Source organism: Mesorhizobium sp. M0998 (assembly GCF_040318885.1).
Lineage (GTDB): Bacteria > Pseudomonadota > Alphaproteobacteria > Rhizobiales > Rhizobiaceae > Mesorhizobium.
On sequence record NZ_JAMYND010000064.1, the window covers coordinates 1 to 22,844 of the forward strand.

Sequence of the window (22,844 nt, forward strand, 5' to 3'; positions counted from 1 at the left end):
ACTTCCATTGTGGACGCTCCCTCTCTTACGGTGGCTGTCAAACACCACCATTCTGGCACATCGATGCCGTCGAGGGGGCGTCCACATGGGGTAATCGCGGGAGCGACGCGCCCTGGAACCGATCATAGTCTTGGAGGGTGGCTGTTCCCCGATAAGATGAAATACGGGCTCACGACTGGACGCCGGGCCCAGCATCAACGGAGAACAGCCATGGAAGAACATATCGGTCTCGACGTGTCGATGAAAGAGACGGCAGTGTCGATCCGCCGTGAAGGCGAACGGATCTGGCGCGGGGTGTGCGCATCTGATCCCAGGATCATTGCCGAGCTTGTCCGCAAGCGGGCGCCGGCCGCAAAGCGCGTCGTGTTCGAAACCGGCCCGCTGTCAGTTTGGTTCTATCATGCGCTGCGCGCCGAGGGATTGCCAGCCATCTGCATCGATGCGCGCCATGCCAAAGCCGCTCTCGATATGGCGGCGAACAAGACGGATGCGAATGACGCCGATGGTTTGGCGCGTCTTGCTGAAGCAGGATTCCTTCGCGAGGTGCGCGTGAAAGGCTTCGACAGTATGTTGACCCGCACGCTCGTGGCAGCACGCACTCGGCTGGTCCGGATCACCGTCGAGCTTTCCAACCAGATCCGAGGGATCATGAAAACGTTCGGCTTGCTCGTTCCCGCCGGTAAGGGAACTACATTCGAAAAGAATGTCCGGAGCCTTCTTATCGATCAGAGCGAGCTTGCTCCTGTCGTCCTACCGATGTTGGAAGCCTGGCGCAGCATTCGCATCCGTGCCGCCGAGCTTGGGCGCCAGCTTGTCGCAGATGCACGTCAAAGCCAAGCATGCCGCATACTCATGTCGATCCCCGGCATCGGCGCCATTACCGCAACCTCTTTCGCCACTGCCATTGAAGATCCGGGCAACTTCAAGAAGTCCCGCTCTGTTGCCGCTTGGATCGGCCTGACAACTCGCCGCTACCAATCGGGAGAAGTCGATTATGACGGCCATATATCCCGACGCGGCGATCGACATTTGCGGGGACTTCTCTATGAGGCTGCGGCGGTCATCCTGACACGCAGCTCGATCGACAGCAGCCTGCGCACGTGGGGCCTCAAGCTCCGGGAGAGGGTTGGCTTCAAACGAGCTGCCGTGGCTGTGGCGCGCAAACTGGCGGTGATAATGCATTCGATGCTCAAGACCGGTGAGTTCTTTGATCGAAATGCAGGCGCAACAGCATGAAATCTTGCGAATAGCGTTCAGGATCTGAGCGCCTGAGACGTCCCTGCCGGGACGTGAGCCGAGCCATTCCGCTGATGGGGTTGCACCGCTGTCTCAGCAAAGTGCGTCGTCCACATTGAAGGCTCGTCCGCGGAGCTCCATCATGCGGCGACTGATGTCGACCGCGAAGACAACCATGCACCCGGCAGCGTCGTCTCGACGCAATTACATGCTTGACGTCCCAGCGGCGATTAGACAACCCCATCACTATCGTCAGGCGAGCCGGCGGAGTCCAACAAGCTCACAGGAACGCTAACGCAGAATCTGCTTTGATCTCGATCCTACTTGACAGTGCCAAATCAGTACAACTGCAAAACTTAGATCACGCATCGTTATAATGCCGTAGCCGAATTCATCCGGAGGGGCATCGACGCCGCAACGCCAGTAGTGCGGTTCGAGCAACGCTGTGAGAATGCTCGTCACTATCGTGCTGCCTCCCATTGCGTAGTCACCCACGATGTCTTCACGCGCGACCGGCTTACCATTGCGTCATTGCGTTCTCTCGGAACGGCAATTTGTCGCGTGCGGATTCGACTGAAAAGGCCCGGCTCGAAAGCCGGGCAAGGTTGCGCGGGTGGAGGGAGGCACCGGCGCGGGGAAACCTCATTAAATTGGTGGTATCGCGAAGAGTCACATCGCTAATTCCCCGCACTCGCCATCCTCCGCCCGGCGGTCGCCTTCTCCAGCCAGCCGAGTTCCATCTCCGGCACGGACGACAGCAGGAGATCGGTATAGTCGTCGAACGGCGGCGTCAGCACCTGGCTCTTCGAACCGTACCGCACCACCTCGCCGCGATACATGACGGCTATGGAATCGGCGATCGACTTTACCGTGGCGAGGTCGTGGGTGATGAAGAGATAGGCGACCTGCTCGATCTTCTGGAGGTTCAGCAACAGCTTCAGGATGCCGTTCGCGACCAGCGGGTCGAGGGCCGATGTCACCTCGTCGCAGATGATCAGCTTGGGTTTGGCGGCCAGCGCGCGCGCAATGCAGACGCGCTGCTTCTGGCCGCCCGAGAGTTCTGCGGGATAACGGTCGATGAAGCCGGTACCCATCTCGATTTCCGCAAGCAACTCTTTGACCCGCTTGTCGCGCGCCGCACCCCTGAGGCCGAAATAGAAGGTTAGCGGCCGGCCGATGATGGTGCCGACGGTATGGCGCGGGTTCATCGCCACATCGGCCATCTGGTAGATCATCTGAAGCTGGCGGAGGTCTTCCTTGGTACGGCCGCCGAGTCGGTTGGAAAGCTTACGGCCCTCGAAGCTGATCTCACCCTGCTGCGGCGGCAGCAGGCCGGTGATCGCCCGCGCCAGCGTCGATTTTCCAGAGCCGGATTCGCCGACCACAGCCAGCGTCTGGCCGGGATGGATATCGACCGAGACGTTCTTCAACACCTTTAAAATGCCGTTGCCGTAGGCGGCCGTGACGTTCTTCACCGATAGGATCGGTTTCGGCGTCGGCTGCTTCTCTTCGTGATCGAGACGGTGCACGGAGACCAACGCCTGGGTATAGGCCTGCTTCGGCTCCTTAATGATCTGATGGGCGGTGCCCGTCTCGACCATCTTGCCATGGCGCAGCACCATGATGTCGTCGGCCACCTGCGCGACAACGGCAAGGTCATGGGTGATATAGAGCGCGGCGACACCTGTGGCGTGGATTGCTTGCTTGATCGCGGCAAGCACGTCGATCTGCGTCGTCACGTCGAGCGCCGTGGTCGGTTCGTCGAAAATGATCAGAACCGGCTCGGGGCAGAGCGCCATGGCCGTCATCACGCGTTGCAATTGTCCGCCGGAGACCTGGTGCGGATAGCGCTCGCCAATATTTTCCGGGTCGGGAAGGCTGAGCTTGCGGAACAGCGCCACCGCCCGGCGCTCGGCCTCGACGGGGTTGGCTAAGCCGTGCTTGAGCGAGCTTTCCACCACCTGGTCCATCAGCCGCTGGGAGGGATTGAAGGCCGCCGCCGCGGATTGCGCGACATAGCATACTTCATGGCCGCGCAGTTTGCGGATGCCGTTCGTACCCTGCTTAAGGATATCGCGGCCGTTGAGGATGACCTCGCCGCCGGTGATGCGCACGCCGCCGCGGCCATACCCCATCGGCGAGAGGCCGATGGTGGATTTGCCCGCGCCGGATTCACCGATCAGGCCCAGCACCTTGCCCTTCTCGAGCGTCAGCGACACGTCATCGACGATGGTGATCGTCATCGGCTCTTCGCCGGGCGGATAGGTGGTGGCCTCAATGCGAAGATTGCGGATGTCGAGCAGCACATCAGCCATTGCCGCGCCCTCCCTTGAGATCGGTGGTGCGGTTCAGGATCCAGTCGGCGACCAGGTTGACGGAGATGGCGAGCGCGGCAATCGCCGCAGCCGGGATCAGCGCCGCCGGGATGCCGAAGACGATGCCATCCTTGTTCTCCTTGACCATGCCGCCCCAGTCCGCTGCCGGCGGCTGCACGCCGAGGCCGAGGAAGGAGAGAGCGGAGAGGACGAGCACCGCATAGATGAAGCGCAGCCCGAGTTCCGAAACCAGCGGCGAGAGCGCATTCGGTAGGATTTCGGCGAAGATCACCCACCACTTGCCTTCGCCGCGCAGTTTGGCGGCCTCGACGAAATCCATGACGTTCAAGTCCGATGCGACCGCGCGTGACAGGCGGTAAACGCGGGTCGCATCGAGAGTGCCCATGACGAGGATCAACGTGACCAGCGTCGAAGGCAGGACCGAGAGCACCACCAGACTGAAGATCAGCGTCGGGATTGCCATCAGCAGGTCGACGAAACGGGACATCAACATATCGAACCAGCCGCCGACCACCGCAGCGGTGAAGCCGAGGATTGCGCCCATCGAGAAGGAAAGCAGTGTCGCCAGAACCGCGATCAGGATCGTCGTCTGGGCGCCATAGATCATGCGCGAGAGCAGGTCGCGGCCAAGATTGTCGGTGCCGAAGAGAAATTTCGCCGATATCGGCTCCCAGACTCGGCCGGCGATGTCGCCGAGGCCGTAGGGGGCGATCCACTTCGCAAAGATAGCCACGAGGAAGAAGAGGGTGGTGACAACAAGGCCGATCAGCGCGCCGGTGGGAATACGTCTTGGCATGGTGCTCCTTACCTCGGATGCCTGAGGCGCGGATTGGCGAGAATGGACGCCACGTCGGCCACGACATTGAGGAAGATATAGACGGCGGCGAAGATCAGGCCGACGGCTTGGACCACGGGCACGTCGCGCATGGCGACATGGTCGACCAGATACTGCCCCATGCCCGGATAGACGAAGATCACCTCGACGACGACGACGCCGACCACGAGATAGGCGAGATTGAGGATCACGACATTGATGATCGGGGCAAGAGCATTGGGGAGAGCATGCCTGCGGATGACCTCGAACGCCGTCAGGCCCTTCAGTTCGGCAGTCTCGATATAAGCCGACTGCATTACGTTGAGGATCGCGGCCCGCGTCATTCGCATCATATGTGCGAGGATGCCCAGGGTCAGCGCGGCGCAGGGCAGCGCGATCGCCTTCATCCTGTCGAGGAAGGGCATGCCGTCATAAACGGTAGAAATGCCTGGGAAGATCTGGAACTTCACGGCAAAGAAATAGACCAGCAAGTAGCCAATGAAGAATTCCGGCACCGAGGTGGAGGCAAGCGCCAAGCCCGAGATCAGCTTGTCAACCGGGCGGTTATGATGATGCACGGCGACGAGCCCCAGGATGACGGCAAGCGGGACCGCCGCGATGGCCGCCCAGAAGGCGAGGAACAGCGTGTTCCACAGCCGCTCCCTGATGGACGTGGCTATATCAAGCTTGGTCGTCAGCGCAGTGCCCAGGTCACCCTGCAGAATTCCGAACAGCCAGTGGAAATACCTGACATACGCAGGGTCGTTGAGGCCGATTTCCCTTCTGAGATTCTCGAGCGCAAGCGGCGTTGCCGTTTTGCCGAGAATGGCCTGCGCAACGTCGCCCGGCAGGAGATTGGTACCGGCGAAGATCAGAACCGAAACGGCGACTAGCAAAAGGATGCCCAGCGCAACGCGCTGGGCAATAAGCTTGGGAACCATGGTCGTGCGGCCTCAGGCCTGCAGCCAGCATTTGGACAGTGCGTAGCCGCCCATAAGTTCCTGGTTGCCATCCGTGGCCCAGCCGCCAACCTGCGGCCCTGTGGCATCGATGAAGTCGTTGAACATTGGAAGGATATTACCGCCTTCGTCGCGGACGATCTGGCCCATGTCGGAATAGAGCTTCTTGCGCTTGTCGGCATCGAGTTCACCGCGGGCCTGTACCAGCATCTGGTCGAACTTCTCGTTGGAAAAGTGTGACTCGTTCCATGGCGCTTTGGACTGGTACTCGAGGGAATACGTCATGTCCTGGGTCGGACGGCCGCCAAAATAGCTAGCCTTGAAGGGCATTTTATCGAATTCTGACCAGTAGCCGTCGCCCGGGTCGCGCTTGACCTCGATGGTGATCCCCGCCTTGGCCGCACTCGCCTGGAATAGCTGAGCAGCTTCCACCGCGCCGGGGAAGCCGACGTCGGACGTGTGAAGCAGCACCGATCCCGAGTGCCCTGACTTCTTGTAATGGAAGGCTGCCTTGTCCGGATCATACTTGCGCTGCTCCATTTCGGTAAACAGCGGATAGGTCTTGCTTATCGGCGTGTCATTGCCGAGGGAGCCATAGCCCCCCAGGATCTTCTGGACCATCTCCTCGCGGTCGATGGCATGTTTCAGCGCGAGCCGCAGGTCGTTGTTGTCGACGGGCGCCGTGTCGCACTGGCAAACAAACATATAGTGGCCACGGCTGCTAGCGTTGCGGATGGTGATGGCAGGGAAGCGCTTGAGGAGTTCAACCACTTTCGGATCGACACGGTTGATCATATGGACCTGCCCGCTTTGCAAGGCGGAGTTGCGCGCGGTCCCGTCGTTGATGACGACGATCTCGATCTGATCGGCAAAGCCGCGATCGGCGCGCCAGTAACCTCCGAATTTTTCGCCGCCAGATCGAACACCCGCATCGTGCACGGTGATCTTGTACGGACCGGTTCCGATGCCGGCGGTCGGGTTGTCGTTGCCGCCATTCGGCTGGACCACCACCTGGTGTGCGGTCATTATGAACGGAAATTCGGCATTGGCTTCTTTGAGCGTGAAGACCACGTTCTGGCCGTCGACGGCCATCTTGTCGATGCCCTGCAAAAGCGGGAACGCGCCGGATTTCGAGTTGGGCCCCGCATGGCGCTCGATGGTGGCCAGCACGTCGGCGGGGGTCAACTCCTTGCCATCGTGGAACTGCACGCCCTTACGGATCTTGAAAGTCCAGACCTTGGCATCCTTCGAGGGGCCCCATTCCTCGGCAAGTCCCGGCTGCACCTTTCTGTCTGCGTCCAGCTCAACAACCGTTTCGCCCCACTGACGGCTGAAGATAAATTGAAATGCATCCGTCAGAAGCACTGGATCGAGACTGTCCGTGGCCGCTCCACCCTGCAGCCCGGCTTTGAGCAAGCCCCCCTTCACGGGCCCTTCTGCCATTGCGGCCGTGGCAAGCAGGTTGTTGGCAAACGCTGCACTGACCCCGAGCACTGCGGCCCGACCTAGAAACTCACGTCGGGACAGCTTACCTTTCGCGACGCGCTCGCTGAGAAAACCCATTTCGTCAATCATCTTAGTTCCCCTTTCTCCGTGCATTCGTTGGTTTATTCTCTGCTACCCGCACGAGGGTTGCCTAGCTAGTTAATCGCCGCAGGTCGTGCGATCTTCCAACCTGCGGCTCGTCTCCGAAGAAGGCCTCATATTCCGATCGATAACGGCATGCGAGATTTCCACCAGCGCGCCGATGCCAGCATCGAAAGTGGCACACTTAGCTTATCGAGCTTGGCTGACATCCCATGTTTCAAACCGCTGCAATCAGCCTAGAAGGTCAACTTAGAGGTGTATGTAGAGAGTAGGTCGACGGCTACCGTTGGTTTCCTCGACCGACACACGGTAGGTGTCGACCGATGGATCCTCCTCCGTGCTCCCCACGTCGACGTCGGCGCAGTTTGAGGTCTTAAGCTCGACACTCACGGGATAGCCGCGCACGTAAATCTTGTGCGGATTGAACACGGAATGGCCCGTTTTGATCGCAAACTCCCAGCCGTGCCACGGACATCGAATTATTTCGCCTTCTTGCTCGTACTCGAACTGCCCTGGCGTTCCGCCCTTGACCATTCCGTCGATAATTCCTCTACACAGAGGCGCGGCTTTATGTGGGCAGCTGTTGCGAACGGCATAGTATTCGTTGTTGACGTTGAAGATCCCGACACTCCGGCCTGCTATATCGACAATGCGTCGTCCGCCAACCGGGATCTCGTCTGCGTAACAAACTTCATATTTCTTGGGCACCGGTACCTCTCCCTACGCGGCCTGAGAGATTGCTGGTAGCGACAGTTTGTATGTCTCGATGGCATTTTCTGCGAAGATGCGTCGGCGCAGATCCTCTGGCTGGTCGGACAACGTCATCATCGGATCATCCGAATCCCAATGCGGGAAGTCGCTCGCAAACATCAGTGTTCGTGAACCACCAATCCAGTTGATAATCTGCTTTAGCGCTTCCGGATCGGCGGGCTCATCCAATGGTTGGGTGCCAAAACGAAAATGGTCCATCAGGTACTCACTTGGCAGCTTTTTTACCCATGGAGTCCATCGGCGAAGTCCCTTCCAATCGAGATCCATCTTCCACATCAGGGGCGCCACCCAGGCAAATCCGCTTTCGACCATCGCCACTTTCAAGGTCGGGAACTTTTCGAACACACCTTCGAAGATGAAGCTCGCTAGGTGCACAGCATAAGATGGCGGACGCAGCAGACGCATTTCGATATAGTAACTTGGCCATCCGGCCGCCGAGGGCGGCGGATTGATGCCCGTCCCTTCTGAGCCGAAGTGCATCGTCACCGCTAATCCGTGTCGGGCGCATGCTTCGTATATCGGATGATAAAAGCGCTGGCCAAAGGGGCGAGGTGCACCACAACTGAGCATGACTCCGCAAACGGAAGGATGTGAGCCAAGCCTATCGATTTCAGCCGCTGCCCCAAGGGGGTCCTGCGAGTTGATGGCGAGATTAAGTCTAAACCTCGCATCCTTGGCGATCCAATGCTCCATTGAGTAGTCGTTAAAAGCGCGGCACAGAGCACTCCCATAGTCGACGTCGGCGAGCGCGCTCGCCGTTTGCGCAGGGCCGCCCGTAAGAACCCCCAAATCGATACCATGTGCGTCTAGCAACAGCTTACCGCAACTCTGCGCGTCGCCATTACTACCTAATATTTCGCCATTCTCTTGCGTTTCAAAATCCACCCGAGTTCCGTGATATCCTCCGCTAGAGGCGTGGGGGTCCATTTCAATGCCACCGAAGCCCCACTCCGCAAAACGCTCAGCATTGAACTTGCTGAGATAAGGAAATAGTTCCGATTTTGTCCGGTAGCAGTGGTGGACATCGGTGTCCACAATTGTGAGTTTTTTCCGACTGCTCTTGACTAACCCGGAATTCATCTTTTTCTCCATTCGTGTTCTCAATCGGGAGCATGAAGCGCACGCAGGTGAGTGTGCTTGTCAGGACGATGGCAGCTTTGTCAGCTCATTGAAATATACAGTTCGCCCCAAAGTTGGCCATCACACCAATGCAATGCTCGGCGTTGATACAGGGCCCGCTCAGCCCCCCGCGGGGGCAACCATAAGGAAATTGAGGCAGCAGCGCGCCTTATGACCTTGAGTGCGCACCCACCTACAAGAAGATCGGATCGAGATCGTAGCACGTGCTGTCTGGCTCTACTTCCGCTTCAATCTGAGCCTGCGCGATGTCTAGGAAATGCTGCGCTCGCGGGATCGTCGTTTCCTACGGAACCATGTGATGGTGCTGGAAGCACGGCTCTGATTATGCGCGCCGCATACGCGGCAAGGCGCCGATGAAAGACGATGTCTGGCGCCTCGATGAAGTCGTGGTGCGCATCACCGGTCAGAAATGCTGGTTGTGGAGAGCGGTTGATCAGGAGGGATATGTGCTCGACGAGATCGTCCAGACGCGCCGCAACACCAAGGCGGCCAGGCGCCTGCTGTGAAGCAGGGCCTGCCGCCGACACCGCGCTTTTCAGGCACCTGGTGTCGATGGGTTCGAATCTGTGCTGTGGAGCGGTTGGTCTGCGATGGGACCTAACGCGGCCACATTTCAAACAACGTGACAACGCCAACCTGCGGCCTACCGCGCCCCGCCGAAACCGTCCGGGGCTTTGCCGCGCCGACACGCCTCGCGGGTGGCTTTCACGATCCGAGACCGACGCTCCGCGCTACAGTATTGGGCTATGCGCCCCTCCGCCAGCGTGGCCCCGTATTAACAGCGACATCGCATTGGTGTGATAGGCAACTTCTGGACAAACTGTATATGTTATTAAGCGAAGAAATTTGCCAGCGTCCCCGCGAGAACAAATCACTTGGGTGCGCAAAGGTTCGAGAAATGGCAAAACATACGTTGGCTGAAACGATCAGGTCAGGAAAAGCCCAAATCGGCGGCTGGATGCACATTCCGCATGTGATCGTCGCAGAGACGCTGGCGCAGACAACCCTAGATTTTCTTCTGGTGGATGGCGAGCATGCACCCATTCCACCCGACGCACTTTTAGATATTCTTCCAGCGACCGAACGATACGGCATGCCTGTACTTTATAGGGTCGCCTGGAACAGGATTGAACTCATTAAAGCCGCGTTAGATCATGGTGCGAACGGCATCATGGTGCCGATGGTAAACTCCGGTGCCGAAGCCATCGAAGCTGTGTCGTCCGCAAAATATCCGCCTGCGGGCAAGCGCGGATCTGGAGCGTGGAGAGCATCTAACTATTACCAAAATGATGCGGAGTATCGCAAGGATGCGAACTCTAGCTTGGCCGTCGTACTCCAGATTGAAACACGAGAGGCCCTCAACAATCTGGACGACATAGCCTCAACGCCTGGTGTCGACGCGCTTTTCATCGGCCCGGCAGACCTTGCCCTTTCCTTGGGTATGGAACCAGGAAAGCTGACGCCGGAGTTGCTGGATGCCTGTCAGGCAGTCGCGAATGCCGCTAAGAAGTACGGTATAGCATCGGGTAGTGATGTCGCATCCATAGACTATATGATGCGGCTTCAAAAGCTTGGCCTCAGCTTGTTCACCTACGGAACCGACTCCAGTTTTGTTTTGGACGGCGGTCGCGCTGTAGCGAAAGATTTCCACGACGCGTTCCTCGTTGCGTAAACTGCTGTTTGGTTCAGCTAATTGCGAATGCTGGGAGATCTTGGTGGCTGTCGGGAATGATTGATATCCGCGCAAAACTTCACGTTTTATACAACTGAGATCAGGCAGATGCTTCTCTGTCCAGGTTGCCTGTTCGGGTCCACCGCCAAAAATCACGCATATCCAAGTATTCCCAAATCGAGGTGAAGGGCGTTTCTAGGATTTTGGCCGGGTTAAGGTTCTTGATTCGATGAACTTTGCAATCGCGCCCGATGACGCGCTGGCTGCGATCGCCCGAGCGGTCATTCTGGACGCGCACTCGTCGCTGCCAAGTGTGGCGGCGAGCTCGACGCGGTGGTGCTCGTATCTGGCGGAGGTATTGGAGCAGGGGGCGGTGCGGGACATCTTTCATAGTCCGGGCCATCCCTACACTCGGGCGCTGCTTTGGTGCGCCCCTGGAGGGATCAAAAAGCGGACGCGCAATTTGCCGAGATCCCGGGAGAGGTCCCCAGCCTGCTCGGAAGCAAAAAGGGATGTATCTTACGCCCGCGGCGTCCTCACGCCTTCGATCGCTGCGTGCACGAGACGCCTGGCGAGGTCGCGCGATGCCATCTGCTCGATCGAGCCGGGATGGTTGCCGCATGAGTGCACTGCTGAGTGTCCGGAACGTGCGCGTCCGCTTCCGCACGGTCGCTGAAGGCGCTCACCACGGGCAGACCCATTCATTGACGCTGTCTGCGGCGTCTCCTTTGAAATCCGCAAGGGCGAGACGCTTGCCCTCGTTGGCGAAAGCGGATCTGGCAAATCCACCATTGCGCGCACGATCATCGGCCTTCAGCCGGCTGTTAGCAGCAGCCGGCAGGCAGTGGGCACCCTGATCTTTCCGGCACCTGCCGGGGAAGCGCAGCAACCGCGCCGTCACTTTACACCACACCAAGAGACCGATCCGCGATGGTCAGGGGCCCAACGCCAAAGCCATGCTGCTGTACGCGATGCAGAAGACCTCGTTTGGCATATTCGAATTGCTCGACAGTTTCGTGATGATGGCGCGGCGAGCTTCGGTAGCGATGGAGCGGCACGCAGCCCAGTGCGGCGTGAGGGCCGATCTCTTACGTGACTAATCTAATTCGCCTGGGGCAAAAACTTAAGTTGCTTACCCAACGCTGTCTTCAGAACCGGAATGCGTATCGGCATGCATACGACATAAATGTAGGGAATCCGACGTAAGAGCAAAACCGACGTTTTTTCAGCAGGGCTATCCTGCTGTTTTAAAGGAATTTTTTCGTTTTGGCACGGCACATGCTTGGCTGGCTGCAACGGTGCCAAGCAGCGTGGCGATGTCAATTGGGGGCAAAAGATGGATTTAGGGCTTAACGGCAAGGTGGCAATGGTCGCGGCCGCCTCCAGCGGCCTAGGTTTGGCCACAGCCGAGGAACTGGCTAACGAAGGCTGCCGCTTGTCCATCTGTGGGCGGGATTCGGGGCGGCTAGAAAGAGCCGTGGATCGGTTGCGCGGCAAAGGCGCCGAAGTGCTGGCGCGCGCGACCGATGTAACTGACTGCGCGGATGCAACAGCTTGGATTTCAGAAACAGCGGAGCATTTTCGGTGTATCGACGTCTTGGTGACGAATTGCGGTGGCGTTTCTGCCGGGCCGCCCTCGGCCATGACGCCCAAGGATTTCGACGACGCGTTTGACCGGGTGCTTTTACCTTCGATAAATCTAGTTACGGCTGCCTTGCCGTATCTGCGGCGCTCGCCGGCGGGGCGAATATTGATGCTCGCTTCCGAGGCTATTGTACGGACCCCGGTACATTTCGCGTTGTCGGGTGTCGCACGAGCAGGGCTAGTGCCTTACTGCCACACGCTCGTACAAGAATTGTCGGGTGAGAATATCACCGTAAATGTGCTCGCTCCTGGAGCACACAGCACCGCGATCCACGAAGCCAATCGCCTCGGCGACCACGCCGAAGCCATCCGTGCGCTTGAGGATAGGACCCCGGCCCGGCGCCTTGGCGATCCCTCGGAATTCGCGGCAGTTGCTGCATTCTTGGCCAGCGCTCGCGCGGCCTATGTCAGCGGCGCCCTGATCGTCATCGATGGTGGGCTGAGTGCAACCGTCTGAACAATTCGTCGCGCTAGGAGCCATCCATGAACGAAACCAACGCAAACAGAACCGCCATCGATCTCGGCCGTTCAATCGCACATGCGTGTATTCATAGCTGGTGTGGATAATCTCTATGTCAGATACAGCTCATAATTCTGCGACTGGTGCAGAAGGATACCAAGAGCTCTTCGGAGTTGATGGCAAGGTAGTCTGCATTTCAGGCTCGAGCCGCGGTCTAGGGAAGTCGCTCGCCACCTGCTTTGGACGGTTGGGCGCGAAGATAGCCCTTTCCTCGCATAATGTTGAAGAGCTGACCGAAGCAGAGGCCGAACTTGCGGCCCAAGGAATCAACGTGACGGCTATACGCGCTGATGTGCGGTCGCACGATGATTGCAAGGCATTGATCGGTGGCACGGTCGACCGGTTTGGGCAGATCGATGTGATGATCTGCAACGCAGGTACCGACATCATTAAGCCAGCGCATTCATATGAAGAGCCGGAATGGGACGAAATCGTCGACACCAATCTGCGGGGCTACTACTATTGTGCCAAGTTTGCCGCCCAGGCAATGCTAAATCAAGGCGGCGGCAGCATCATCATGACTTCTTCGGTCGCCAGTTCGCTCGGCATACCGGGCCTGGCTGTCTATGCTGCGAGCAAGGGCGGCGTCAATCAACTGACGCGCACCATGGCGGTAGAATGGGCCGATAAAGGTATTCGCGTAAACGCCGTCGCACCTGGGTTCATCAACAACTTCATGGATGGAGTGCACCCTAATCTCGATACCCCTTATCAGCGCCGCGCAATGGAACTCACTCCGATGCGACGTCGCGGCGATCTGTCCGAGTATTTCGGCCCTTACATTTTCCTCGCGAGCCCAGCTGCATCGTTCGTAACAGGCGAGATTCTCTATGTAGATGGAGGCTACGCCGCGAGCTGATGCATGACGTCTAAATGTTGTGGCGGTAATTTTTTGGAGGCTGGGCAATGTTGAGCGCAATACCAGATGAAGTGAACTTGCTAGACTGCACCTTGCGCGACGGTGGCTACTACACAAATTGGGATTTCGCTCCGGAATTGGTGTCGGACTATGTCGCTACCATCAACACTCTCCCGGTGCGCATGGTCGAGCTGGGGTTCGCCGGGAAGCCTGAGAGTCACGGATATTTCGCCAGTGTGACGAGCTCTAAGGCCGAACAGGTGGCTGCTGGTCTCCTGGTCAAGGCATGCGTGATGATCGACGCCAAGGAGGTGCTTGCCAGCGAACTGCCTATACCCCTTGCCGTGGCCCGCCTGACAGAAGGGCTAGTGCCAGGGCATATCATGACGGTCCGCGTGGCGGCGCATTACAGCAACTTGGCCGCCTGCCGGAGCATTTTCGCTGAGTTGTCTCGGATAGGCTTCCGTGTGTTTGTGAATCTCATGCAGATCGATGCAGCAAATGCCGCAGAAGTTGAGATGTGCCTGAAGGAGGTAAAGCAGATCGACACCATCGACGTGCTGTATATTGCCGATTCCTTTGGCTCTATGAAGACGACCCGCGTTCAGGAATTAATCAGCCGGTTTGCGGACCGAATTGAGCCTGACATTGGATTCCACGGCCATGACAACCGCGGATATGCGCTGGTCAATTCAGTGGCCGCCGCGACGGCGGGAGCGACCTGGATTGACTGCACCATGGGGGGCATGGGCCGGGGCGCAGGAAATACGGCGAGTGAGCAGCTCCTACCGCTTCTCACTCGCCTCGATACATCGAAAGAACGGGCACTCCTCGAGCACGTCTTGCGTCACTTCGATCCGCTTCGCAAACGGTATGGCTGGGGCAGCAGCGCGGCATATCAATTCGCGGGCTCAAACTTTATCCATCCGTCCTATGTTCAAAAGCTTTGTGAAGGCGGGGCTTTGTCTGACGCCGCGATTATCAGGCGCCTTTCGGACCTTCGCGCCGATGAACGGATGAGTTTTGCCGATGAAAAGCTGTCGGCGCTGATGGCGCAGGACATACCCTGATCGCAGATATCTCTGTCGAGGTGCCTCTTTTCCCAACTTGGAGGAAGCCATGACCCTGCCAAACGCGGTAGTGAAACCATCGGCCCTCCCGTCCGATTCACGGTTTTCATCAGGCCCTTGCCGCAAACATCCAGGCTGGAGCGTGCACCCAACTATGCTGCGCTATGTTGGACGGAGTCACCGGAGTTCCGAGGGAGCAGAAAGGCTAGGAGAAGTAATCAGGCGCATGGCCTCTTTGCTTGAGCTGCCTGATAGCTGGCTCTGCGGAATCGTGCCTGGTTCAGGCACCGGAGCCTGCAGCATGGCCTTACAAAATCTACTGGGTCCGTCTCCGGTCGAGACATTCTTGTCAGACAACTTCTCGCAGTATTGGGCAAATGAGATCGATACGTTAGGGCTTGCCCCCCAAAATCGGCACATTTGTGCTTACGGAGATTTTCCGAACACGAGCAGGATCGACCCCAATCACGACATCGTTCTAGTGCTAAACGGCACCAACAGCGGCGTCTGTCCACCGGATCTTGATTGGATTCTTCCTGACCGTGCCGGGCTTGTGATCGCAGATGCCGTCTCGGCAGCTTTTACGAGGCCCATCGACTACGATCGGATCGATGTTCTGTGCTGGTCATGGCAGAAGGCGCTTGGGGGCGAAGGCGGCCATGGCATGATCGCACTCTCGCCTCGAGCCCAGACACGGCTAAAGGTCGGCGGACGTAAGCCTGTAGCCAGGCTCATAAGACTGCACAACGCCGACGGATCTGTAAACAAGGCGTTCTTTGGCGGCCGCACGATCTCGACCCCCAGCATGTTCGCCGTCGCGGATATCCACTCTGCGCTCGACTGGGCCGAAGCGTGCGGTGGACTACCAGCGCTTCTGAAAAGGGTTGCCAAAAATTATGCTGTGATGGAAGACTGGGTGAACTCTACTCCCTGGATCGATTGGACTTGCACCAATCCGGCAGCACGCTCCACCTGTTCAATTACTCTTCGGCTTGTGCGAGAGCAGCACGCTGCCGGCGAGAAAGAGGACGACGGCAAAATCGTTGCGGAGATGATCCGTCTACTCGAAGCTGAAGGCGCGGCTTTTGACATTTGGAGCTACGGTGACGCGCCTCCGGGATTCCGGATATGGGCGGGGCCTACGGTCGAGACAGAAGACTTGGCGATCTTATGCGACTGGCTGGCCTGGGCTTATGCCGAGACGTGCGAGGGCAGCATACCACCCGAAGCGAGGGTCGTGCGTCAAGGCTACCTTCCGACCTCTAAGGCGCGCGCGATTCAACCAAGGACGGAGTCGGCGCGTCCTCTAACCGCCGCCCCCGAAAGCCTACCTCCCCAGACACTGGCAGATTGCTATGACGCGATACTTTTCGACGCGACGGGGGTCCTGATCAGCGAAAATGAAGCCCTGCCTGGCGCTGCTGATATCTTGGCCCGACTTAATACGTCCAGTCAGCCATACTACATCGTGACGAATATCAGCAGTGGGTCGGATGAAACGATATTCGCACGTCTCCGCGGCGCGGGACTTCCGATTCCGGCAGTCGACCGTATCGTCTTCGCGGGAGGTGTTGCGCGGCATCGCGTACTCGAAGAGTTGGCGTCCGGGCGGCTAGTTTCCTATGTGGGCAGTGCACACGCTGCGCTTGAGATCTTGGGTAAGCATCCAAATCTTCATTGCGCTGATACGGCCGCGACATTCGACACACTCGTAGTGCTCGATGATGAAGGTTTCGATTTTAAACGGGCTGCCGATAACATCCTGTCGACCTTTCAACGCAGACTGATCGAGACGGGTGAAATGCCCCGTATCATAGCGGCAAACGCGGACATCATTTATCCTGGCAAAAACGGCACACTCGTCTTTGGACCAGGCATAATAGGACCAATGCTTAAAGCTGGACTAGCGCCTTTCGGAGCCCCTCCAATCTCAGTAGAGACTATGGGCAAGCCAGGAAGAGCGATTTTCGAAGAGTGCATCACTCGGGCTGGTAGCGACCGTCTCTTGATGGTCGGCGATCAGGTTGATACCGATATCAAGGGCGCAAAGGCTGCAGGGCTCGACGCACTTCTGGTAACGACTGGCCTCAACAGCTGCGGCGAGTTGCGTCAAGACGAAAGCGGCGCTGCCGATTTTGTCGCGAAGAACCTTAATCAAATTTTCGACGGCAGTTTGTTTCCACACCTTCGGTCGACGACGCATTCCAATAAAACAGACTAGGTTTGGGCGGCTTGGAGCGAGAATCGCGGAGCGGATAAGGCGGCAGCAGTTGAACGCGGCAGCATGGTTGGCGCCGACGAAAGACGATGTCTGGCACCTCGATGAAGTCGTCGGCACGCACCCAGTCGGTGGCTGTGTGCAGGTCGGAAGAAGAACTTAAGGAATCGAGGAGGCCGAATGATCCTTCCGCGTGGAAGACGTGAGTGCACGGCCTGCCTGAAAAGCGCGGTGTCGGCCTCATGCGGCCACATTTCAAACAACGTGACAACGCCATTCCGAGCTCCGCCACAATATCCTCAACATCTCTTTGCCGCGCACCTACACTGAGCTTAGGGTTAACTGCCGGCTTGGGCAGGGCCCTGCGGCCTCGGACAGCATGAATCGGTTGAGGCCAGCGACCGACACTTACTGTCGGGTTTGTCGAGTCTGAGACACGGTCGTGTTCCACGTGGCTTCGTTGCGCTGTCATATTTGAACATTCAAGCCATTGAGCAACAGGCGTAAAACTCTTTCAAAGGATATTTCTGCGCAGTTGGCACGACTCTTGAAACTCCTTCAAGCGACAGGTTTTGGCGACGGTCTTATCATGGGAGACAGTGCTCCCTTCAATTCATCCTCACCTTGATGGAGAAATATGCGTTGCATGACGTGTTCATGGATTATGGCTTCCGCCCGGTGCAGCACTGGACCGATTCTAACATGCAATATGCGGTATGCCTGTTTCAACTGTCGGATGGGCCGGCCGAAGTTTAGCTCAGAGTTACTGTCGCTCCTCACCAGAAATGGCGACGAACGGCGCGCTAATTCTTACTCACGATGGCCATTACATTCTTAGCTTGGGAGTCATATTATGTCTGCGAACCGCGACTTTGGGATCGATGTCATTCACGCCCAACCGGGTACATATGGTTGTGGCATGGGTTTGGGGATCATGCTGTTCGATGAGGTATACCCTGGTTTTCCCGGCTCCGTACGGAACGCAAGTGCGTACCAATTCCCCGTCCAATACGACGTAGTCGAAGGTGTCGACTTCGATCGGCTCGGAATTCAGTCGGATAAATCCGCTTGCCTAGAACCCATACTGCAGGCCGCGCGTCGACTCGAACGCATGGGGTGTCGAGCCATCGCTGCTGAGTGCGCTCACTTTGCGTATTTCCAAAAAGAGGTGGCGGCCGAAGTATCGGTTCCTGTATTTATGTCGAGCCTCTTGCAGGTACCTCTCGCGCAGCGGCTGACCGGAAGCACGGGACGCGTTGGGATTGTGTGTGCCTTCCCTCGGCGGCTGACAGAGCACCATCTCGTCAGCGCCGGAATCGATCCGGCGTCAAACCTTGCGTTCATGGGAGTATCCGAGGACTATTCGTGCCCGGAATTCGAGAATTTGTGGGGCGCGGACAAGTGGTCTTCGGTTCCGATAGCCAATTTCGAACGCGCCGAAGTCGAATTCGTTAGTGCGTGTAAGGACTTTGTCTCCAAGAACGCCGACCTGTGCGCATTGATTTTCGTTTGCACAGGACTTCAGCCGTTCGCGCGCTGTGTGCAGCGCGAAGTGAGGTTGCCTATTTTCTCTTGGAGTACGCTCCTCGACTACGCCTTTTCAGTTGTGGTTCATCGCGAGCACTATGGCGACGTGTGAAACGACACGGTCCCCTCCTGTTGCCGTCATGTCATTCAATCCTTCTCTCGGAAAAATTCCATCATGCGCTACAACCAGCTTGGCAATACCGGCATGTTCGTCTCCGAACTCTGCCTCGGCACACTGACCTTCGGCGCCGCCGGGGAGAACGCTGAATGGCACGGGATCGCCAGCCTCGACCAGAAAGGCGTCAACGAGATCGTCGCGCGCTCGCTGGCCGCCGGCGTCAATTTCTTCGACACCGCTGACGTTTACTCGTACGGTGAGTCCGAGCGGCTGCTCGGCCAGTCGCTGAGGGATCTCGGCGTCGACAGGCAAAAAATGGTCATCGCCACGAAGGTCCACGGGGCGATGGGCGAGGGCCCGAACCAGCGTGGCTCGTCGCGCGGTCACATCATGGATTCGGTCGATGCCAGCCTCGAACGTCTGCAAGTCGACCATATCGATCTCTACCAGCTGCATGGCAACGACACGGTGACGCCGATTGACGAGACGCTGCGGGCGCTCGATGACCTCGTTGCCAGTGGCAAGGTTCGCTACGTCGGCCTTTCCAATTGGGCAGCGTGGCGCATCGCCAAGGCGCTTGGCATTGCCGAACGCAAGGGCTTTGCCCGCTTCGAGACAGTCCAATCCTACTACTCGATCGCCGGGCGCGACCTCGAGCGCGAGATCGTTCCGCTGCTCAACGAGGAAAAGCTCGGCCTTATGGTCTGGTCGCCGATGGCGGGCGGCCTGCTTTCCGGCAAATACGGTCCCGGCGCGCCGAGCAATGGCGAAGGCCGCCGTGCCTATTTCAACTTCCCGCCGGTCAATGAGGACTGCGCCTGGGCGGCGGTCGCCGTGATGCGCGAGATGGCCGCCAAGCACGACGTCAGCGTCGCCACGGTGGCGCTCGGCTATCTGCTGGCCAAGCCTTTCGTGATGAGCGTCATCATCGGCGCCAGCCGCATGGACCAGCTCGAACAGAACCTTGCGGCCACCGGATTGAAGCTCGACGCCGACGATCTCGCCAGGCTGGATGAGGTCAGCGCGCTGCCTTCCGAGTATCCCGGTTGGATGCTTGAGCGGCAAGGTGCCGGCCGGCGTCCGGCGCCTTTCGTGCCGTAATCGCTCAAATCTATCTGGCTTCTCCTGGGCCGAGTGTCCCTTAGACGCGCGGCTTACCCTTAGAGACGCACGGTCTGGCGAGGAGATCCAGGAATGCCCTGACGCGCGCCGGCAGGTGCTTGCCATGGCCGACATAGACGGCATGCGTCAGTTCCTCGTAGCCGGGATTGAATTCTAGTCTAAATAGGAGGTGGTACCATGCCAACTAGGATAGTTCAGGTTGGGCTTGGTGAATGGGGTGCAGACTGGGCTGAGGCGGTCGTACCTTATGTGCCCGAAATCGAGGCGGTAGGTTGGGTCGACCCGAATCCTGAGGCGCTGGAGCGAGTGGAGCTGCGGCTGGGGGCTTGCCCGGACCGGTGCTTTCCAACTTTGGAGACAGCACTCTCGAATATCGATGCCGACGCTGTCTTGGTTACGGCGGACGTCCGGGCCCATGCTTCTCTCGTTGAACTTGCTCTGGAGGCCGGGAAGCACGTATTGGTGGAGAAGCCGTTTGTTTCAACGACCGTCGAGGCGGAGCGCCTCGCTGATTTGGCGGACCGTTACCACCTAACACTTATGGTCAGCCAGAACTTCCGCTTCTTTCCTGCAGCTATCAGTGCTGCCCGGCTTGTCAGAGAGCAAGTACTCGGGCCGGTAGGTGCAGTCCACATCGAATTCCGGCGGTTCCTGAACTGTACGCCGGCCGATGAACCTTTTTACGCCTTACGACAGCCCCTTCTTGAGGATCTTGGTATCCACCACTTTGACTTGATGCGTATGGTGCTCGGGCAGGAACCCCGGCAGGTATATTGTACCGCTTGGCAGCCGCAAGGGAGTTCGTTCAGAGAGCCCCCAGCAGCGGCTGCGACGATCATCTTCGATCGAGGCACCGTCGTCACTTATCGCGGCAATTGGCTTAGTGGTGGAGTGGAGACGCCGTATGGCGGCGAGTGGCATTTGGAATGCGCCGAGGGCGAGATCATCTGGACCTGCCGCGGTGACCGTGATGTCACATTGGGGGGCGATCACGTCAGTATCCGAAAGCGCGGCCACCCCGTAGTGCCGATCGACCTTCCTGCGATGGCATCGTTCGGACGTAGAGAAAGCTTGGCGACCTTTGCGCGCGCCGTCGAGACCGGCACGGTCGCACCGTTCGCCAGCCTGGGGCGCGACAATATTGGCAGTCTCGCTCTCATGCAGGCCGCGATCACGTCGGCGACGACGGGGCGAGTGATATCGGTCGAAACGATCAATAGCACGCCCGAAATCGACCGCTGACTAAGGCTAGAGCGCGCCTTGTGATCGATGAATCATTGTGATGTGACGACGGTGTTCGCGGGTGATTCAAATCCACTTTCATGAGGCGGATGATGGAGGAGCCCTTAGCGAAGATCTTTGGCCCGGGAGCTAAGGCGTCGGATAACGGCAGGTCGTCCGCGTGAGTGCGCCATCATCGCCGCAACGTCAACCTGCCCGTGCTGCGGCTCGGCCAATCTGGCACAGCTTGGCGAGGACGCGCATTTTTGCCCAATATGAAGGGGCGTAGCAGATTGAAAAGGGCGACATTGTTCTCCTTCAGGTTCTCCTGATAACGATTTGACCGCCTTGGCCGGCCAAGTTTCTTGACAGGCTCGAGGCCGAAGCAACGCGAAGCCAACCCAATACAGGCCCGATCGCCGCGCCGGAGCGGCTCGTTGCAAAGACGCACACAAAGCTTTGAACGGCAGCCGTTGCAACAAAACTCGAAACAAAAATTCGCAGATTCTTAACACCGCAAAATCGTTGACGATGCTAGCCTCCGTGCAAGGTCCGAGGTCAAGCGTGGCTACCAAGCGTGGCTACACAGAGGCCGAGAATCGTCCAGACCGCCGCACGGCACGCACAGAAGGGGTTCACAGCCAATGGCAAGAGCGCTGATTCTACTTGGAGGCTCGATAATGGGCTCGGGTTTGCTTTACGTCCAGGCTGCTCAGCGTCTTGGCCTTCAGCCAATTACCCTTTCGGCTGATCCAACTCGGTATGACTATTTCGCGGCGAAAGGGGTTGAGACAATCCGTGTTGATACAGACGATCTGGATGCGCTGATCCGCGAATGTTCCCGGCTCCAAGCGACCTATGACATTGCTGGCATCACAGGTGCTGAGGATTCGTTCTACGCGACAGCCAGCAAGCTCGGTCGCCACTTCGATCTACCTGGACCGAACCCGGAAGCTATTGAACAATGCTGCGATAAGTACACTCAGCGTCAACTTCTCGCGGCCTCAGGCGTTCCGATGCCTGCTTATCGCTTGGCCGCCAATGCAGCGGACGCAGAGGATTCTGCCGCGGAGATCGGACTGCCGGTGATAGTTAAGCCTGCGGTGGGCAGCGGTAGCGTCGGCGTCCGGTTGTGCCGCACTGCCGATGAGGTAGTCGAACATACGAACTCCTTGTTGGGCGGGCAGTGCGGCGCGGCGATCAGGATACTGGTCGAAGAATTCGCACAAGGCCCACATTATTGCATTGACATAATGGGCAATGAGCTCGTTGGGGTTTGCACCCTTGACTTCGACGGCCCACCGCATTTCGTGTATCGTGGGGGCGCCTACCCGGCACCGCTGACTGATGACGAGTATGAGCGTCTCGCCGATGTTTCGCTGAGCTGTTTGCGCGCTCTCGGCCTTGGCTGGGGGCCAACGAACGTTGAGCTCCGATGGACGAAGTGTGGACCAGTCGTCATTGAAGTCAATCCGCGTCTTGCTGGTTCGCCCGGTCCTCAAATGGTTCAATTGGCTTACGGTATCGATCTCGTCACGGAGCACATTAAGCTTGTCACCGGTGACGAATGGAATTTGAATAAAAGCCATTCCAAGACTGCGGCCGCGCGATTCCTGGTTGCTGATCGCGATGGCATCCTCAATTGGATCGATGGCGACAGTCGGGCGGCCGCGATATCAGGTGTCTCTGAAGTCAAATTTTATTTTAAACCCAAGGCGCCGATTATTAGAAAAGGCGATTTTCGAGACTGTTTGGGACATGTCATCGCCGCTTCATCCAGTCTTCCTCGCACCGAGGCGATACTTCAGCATGCCGTCGACTTGATTCATTGGTCCATCACGCCCATTGAGGACCGATAGTGGAAAGTGACTCAAGAAGTATTTGATTCGAAGCTCATATGCCGATGCTGGGATCAATAGGGCGTTAGAGTGGCATCGTGCTCCTTTAGGGCCTGTTGATATTCATGATTCCCATTCTGGCTTGATCGTGATTCAAGCTTTGGATGGAACGATTCGTGCTGACGGACGCCC

At 58.0% G+C, this 22,844-nt stretch carries 18 protein-coding genes and 1 pseudogene; 13 read left to right on the forward strand and 6 right to left on the reverse strand.

All coding sequences use genetic code 11. The annotated features are described in order from the left end of the window. Positions 1-210 precede the first annotated feature (210 nt). Complete coding sequence (locus NKH59_RS31275) at positions 211-1,236, forward strand: IS110 family RNA-guided transposase (RefSeq protein ID WP_353024105.1); 1,026 nt, start codon at positions 211-213, stop codon at positions 1,234-1,236. Positions 1,237-1,913: 677 nt separating this feature from the next. Here the strand turns inward: NKH59_RS31275 and NKH59_RS31280 are convergent. The 6 genes from NKH59_RS31280 to NKH59_RS31305 all read right to left on the reverse strand — a co-directional run bounded on the left by NKH59_RS31280 (position 1,914) and on the right by NKH59_RS31305 (position 8,795). Further along, positions 1,914-3,551, reverse strand: coding sequence for an ABC transporter ATP-binding protein (locus NKH59_RS31280; protein ID WP_353024107.1), 1,638 nt, complete (start codon positions 3,549-3,551; stop codon positions 1,914-1,916). Then, on the reverse strand, positions 3,544-4,368 hold the full coding sequence (locus tag NKH59_RS31285) for an ABC transporter permease (protein WP_353024109.1): 825 nt from the start codon (positions 4,366-4,368) through the stop codon (positions 3,544-3,546). Before NKH59_RS31285 ends, NKH59_RS31280 begins: the two co-directional genes overlap by 8 nt. Before the next feature lie 8 nt (positions 4,369-4,376). Continuing rightward, positions 4,377-5,327, reverse strand: a complete 951-nt coding sequence (locus NKH59_RS31290) for an ABC transporter permease (RefSeq protein ID WP_353024111.1) — start codon at positions 5,325-5,327, stop codon at positions 4,377-4,379. Between the two features lie 12 nt (positions 5,328-5,339). Next, the gene (locus tag NKH59_RS31295; protein WP_352584744.1) at positions 5,340-6,920 is read right to left on the reverse strand and encodes an ABC transporter substrate-binding protein; all 1,581 of its coding nucleotides are present in this window, start codon (positions 6,918-6,920) and stop codon (positions 5,340-5,342) included. Between the two features lie 261 nt (positions 6,921-7,181). Next, positions 7,182-7,640: a Rieske (2Fe-2S) protein gene (locus tag NKH59_RS31300; protein ID WP_353024114.1), complete on the reverse strand. Its 459-nt coding sequence runs from the start codon at positions 7,638-7,640 to the stop codon at positions 7,182-7,184. Positions 7,641-7,652: 12 nt separating this feature from the next. Further along, complete coding sequence (locus tag NKH59_RS31305; protein WP_352584740.1) at positions 7,653-8,795, reverse strand: amidohydrolase family protein; 1,143 nt, start codon at positions 8,793-8,795, stop codon at positions 7,653-7,655. Positions 8,796-9,003: 208 nt separating this feature from the next. Between NKH59_RS31305 and NKH59_RS31310 the strand changes: the two are divergent. The 12 genes and pseudogenes from NKH59_RS31310 to NKH59_RS31365 all read left to right on the forward strand — a co-directional run. After that, a pseudogene (locus tag NKH59_RS31310) lies at positions 9,004-9,346 on the forward strand (DDE-type integrase/transposase/recombinase); the annotation flags it as partial. A gap of 323 nt (positions 9,347-9,669) precedes the next feature. Beyond that, the gene (locus NKH59_RS31315) at positions 9,670-10,515 is read left to right on the forward strand and encodes an HpcH/HpaI aldolase family protein (RefSeq protein WP_353024116.1); all 846 of its coding nucleotides are present in this window, start codon (positions 9,670-9,672) and stop codon (positions 10,513-10,515) included. Between the two features lie 229 nt (positions 10,516-10,744). Then, positions 10,745-11,191 (forward strand): ABC transporter ATP-binding protein, encoded by a 447-nt coding sequence (locus NKH59_RS31320; protein WP_353024118.1) that lies wholly within the window; start codon positions 10,745-10,747, stop codon positions 11,189-11,191. 57 nt (positions 11,192-11,248) lie between these two features. Further along, positions 11,249-11,611, forward strand: coding sequence for an ATP-binding cassette domain-containing protein (locus NKH59_RS31325; RefSeq protein ID WP_353024135.1), 363 nt, complete (start codon positions 11,249-11,251; stop codon positions 11,609-11,611). Between the two features lie 186 nt (positions 11,612-11,797). After that, positions 11,798-12,616 carry an SDR family oxidoreductase gene (locus NKH59_RS31330; RefSeq protein ID WP_353024120.1) on the forward strand — a complete coding sequence of 273 codons (819 nt, stop codon included), beginning with the start codon at positions 11,798-11,800 and terminating at the stop codon, positions 12,614-12,616. 115 nt (positions 12,617-12,731) lie between these two features. After that, positions 12,732-13,538 (forward strand): SDR family NAD(P)-dependent oxidoreductase, encoded by an 807-nt coding sequence (locus NKH59_RS31335; protein WP_353024122.1) that lies wholly within the window; start codon positions 12,732-12,734, stop codon positions 13,536-13,538. 47 nt (positions 13,539-13,585) lie between these two features. Then, a complete protein-coding gene (locus tag NKH59_RS31340) occupies positions 13,586-14,608 on the forward strand; it encodes a hydroxymethylglutaryl-CoA lyase-like TIM-barrel protein (protein ID WP_353024125.1) in 1,023 nt (340 codons plus the stop codon). Positions 14,609-14,834: 226 nt separating this feature from the next. Further along, positions 14,835-16,829, forward strand: a complete 1,995-nt coding sequence (locus NKH59_RS31345) for an HAD-IA family hydrolase (protein WP_353024127.1) — start codon at positions 14,835-14,837, stop codon at positions 16,827-16,829. 850 nt (positions 16,830-17,679) lie between these two features. Further along, on the forward strand, positions 17,680-18,465 hold the full coding sequence (locus NKH59_RS31350) for an aspartate/glutamate racemase family protein (RefSeq protein ID WP_353024129.1): 786 nt from the start codon (positions 17,680-17,682) through the stop codon (positions 18,463-18,465). A gap of 63 nt (positions 18,466-18,528) precedes the next feature. Then, complete coding sequence (locus tag NKH59_RS31355) at positions 18,529-19,572, forward strand: aldo/keto reductase (protein ID WP_352884634.1); 1,044 nt, start codon at positions 18,529-18,531, stop codon at positions 19,570-19,572. Positions 19,573-19,770: 198 nt separating this feature from the next. Next, on the forward strand, positions 19,771-20,835 hold the full coding sequence (locus NKH59_RS31360) for a Gfo/Idh/MocA family protein (protein ID WP_353024131.1): 1,065 nt from the start codon (positions 19,771-19,773) through the stop codon (positions 20,833-20,835). A 623-nt stretch (positions 20,836-21,458) separates the two neighbouring features. Next, positions 21,459-22,673 (forward strand): ATP-grasp domain-containing protein, encoded by a 1,215-nt coding sequence (locus tag NKH59_RS31365; protein WP_353024133.1) that lies wholly within the window; start codon positions 21,459-21,461, stop codon positions 22,671-22,673. The last annotated feature ends 171 nt before the right edge of the window (positions 22,674-22,844 follow it).